This is a genomic window from Shewanella sp. SG41-4, from assembly GCF_014164505.1.
In the GTDB taxonomy this organism is placed as follows: Bacteria; Pseudomonadota; Gammaproteobacteria; order Enterobacterales; family Shewanellaceae; genus Shewanella.
Window position 1 is genome coordinate 1 of record NZ_JACJFI010000524.1, and the last position, 1,782, is coordinate 1,782.

A 1,782-nucleotide genomic window follows, 5' to 3' on the forward strand; every position below is an offset into this window, starting at 1 on the left:
ATACGAGCTTCAATAAGCACTTGTTTGATGGGAATATCTAGCACTTCAATTAAACGGTGTACGTTTTCTAATATCTCAGTCGTATCTTTTACTAATAGCGTGTTTGTACGCTCATCAACCGCAACACTGCCACGAGATGACAACAAAGTAGAATCTGTGGTTTTAAGTAACTCTGCTATATCAACTGCTTTAGCATAATTTATTTGCAGATATTCAGAATATAGCGGCGCTAATTCTTTAACTTCTTGCTGGTTTTTTAGGTCATTACTTTCACGAATGGCAAGTTCCTCACTCGGAGCCACCATTAGAATGTTACCTTCAATACGCTTGTCCAATCCCTTAGTTTGTAAAATAAGGTCTAAAGCTTGATCCCAAGATACATCATCTAAGCGTAAAGTAATCTCACCTTCAACGGTATCGCTCGTCACAAGGTTAAAATTGTTATAATCAGCAATAATTTGCAACACAGTACGAACAGAAATATTTTGGAAGTTTAGTGACAATGAACGACCATTATATTTCTTTGCTTCTTTAGCCACGGAGACACGTTCTACTTTATCTACGCTAACTTTAAACACATTACCATCTTGGCGATAATTATAGTCGTAGTTACCGTCAACATCGACCATGATTCGAGCGGTCAAATCATCTTTAAATGTTTCAAAACTATTCACTGGAGTGGAAAAGTCTTGTACATCCATGACGTAAAGTAAATCACTGCCAATATCGGTATTATAAAGTTTTATTTCAAGCTTGGAGCCAACTTGTTCTACATTCGCCGCTACAGAACGATTGCTAAGGTTGAATAAAATTTCCCCACCGCCAGTTTTATTGCGACGAAAATCAATACCACTAATGCTATTAACAAATGGGTTGTTAGCTTCTGCAGGACCTGATACTGATACATCATCATTAATAGTTAACCGGTAACTATTACCAACAATTTTACCTTGATACGGCTTTACTTTATTCAATCCAACAATGATTTGTAAATCACCACCTTGTTGCTGCGCATTTAACTCTTTAACACCAACAGTATTTACCGGAATTTTATTTTTATTTAAATTAGAAATAGTGTCAGAGAAATTCAATATAATTTCTGCTGGGTCTGCTGATAAATCAACAGATGGTGACGCTATTGATGATTCAAAAATCAACTCTAATTCTAATTGATGATCAACCATTGAATGATATTTGACGTCCATAAGACGATTTGCAGCTATCGCACTGGGTATTAAACCCATTAATAAAACTGCGCCTAGAAAAGCTCTAAAAAATAATAACTTTGTTATTACGTTTTTCATCGCGGCAGAAGATTCCATTATTCCCTCATCCTTCGCACGTTATTTTCCTGATAATTCTAAATTGCTGGATCTTTCTGCCCAACAACCTGAACCATCAGGGATTAATTCTATGATTTCGATAAATTGCGGCGTTACTTTAGCAATTCGGCCATGATAAAGCCCTAAATACTCACCTACACCCATGCGATAAACATTGGCATCACTAGATTCGACTAAAGCCCAAATAGTACCATCTTCACTCAATGTTCCACGCATTCTTAAATTGTCTAATGCATAGGTTTCTAAACGACCTTTGCGACGTTTTAAGTCTGGTTGTAAACAATCTCTAGATGTATCAATCACCTCTTCTGTCAAATCCCTTGATGGTGGAACACACGGACTGCGCATTAATTCAGCTTGATAAGCAAAATGTTCGAACTTCAGTGTTTGCTTCAATGGTGCTATACGGTCAACGTGTTGCGCCTTTGTAGTAGTAACA

Annotated in this window: 2 protein-coding genes; both read right to left on the minus strand. The window is 36.9% G+C overall.

Annotation, left to right across the window (positions count from 1 at the left end; translation table 11 throughout):
- Positions 1 to 1,322 (minus strand): AMIN domain-containing protein (locus H5202_RS21855; RefSeq protein WP_182773890.1); only part of this gene is annotated, 1,322 nt, incomplete at its 3' end.
- Positions 1,323 to 1,343: 21 nt separating this feature from the next.
- Positions 1,344 to 1,782: pilus assembly protein PilP (locus H5202_RS21860; RefSeq protein WP_182773891.1), on the minus strand; the 439-nt coding region annotated here is incomplete at its 5' end.